Here is a 460-nt window from a genome sequence, read left to right as displayed (position 1 = left end):
ATCCATGGTTGTATAATCGTCGTTTAAGAGAACCACCCTGAACTGCTCAGGTTCTTTAAATTTTTCCCTTGATTTTGAAGTCGATTTTTCCTTGATTCGCGGTTCCATAAGATAATTTTATATAATTATGGGGATATGGACAAGGGTTCCAAAAAGGCTCACGATAATATATATAGAATGAAATATAACTTTTTATATAGTTGAAAAAAATAATTATTGTGGTAAAATAATACTATGTAACTTATCTTGAATTTTAAGGAATTATTATGAAAAAAATGACATCGTTAATTTTACTTTTATTTTTAGCCGCTATGGTAAACATACACGCCCAACTGGTTACACTGGGGACGGCGGAAAAAACATAACGCTAGCCGTGCTTGAACCGGCAGGAAAGAACTTCGCCAAAGATGAAATGTGGATACTGCCTCTAGCGCAAGGAGCGTTCAACACCAACTTCAAC

1 protein-coding gene is annotated in these 460 nt (G+C 35.0%); it reads right to left on the bottom strand.

What is annotated here, in order from left to right; all coding sequences use genetic code 11:
* A partial coding sequence (locus ACYVRH_RS14615; protein WP_461257590.1) for an ATP-dependent Clp protease adaptor ClpS occupies positions 1-108 on the bottom strand: 108 nt, incomplete at its 3' end.
* Between the last annotated feature and the right edge of the window lie 352 nt (positions 109-460).

The sequence above is a fragment of the Treponema sp. R80B11-R83G3 genome (genome assembly GCF_054786115.1).
This window is presented reverse-complemented; position numbering and strand designations above follow the sequence as displayed.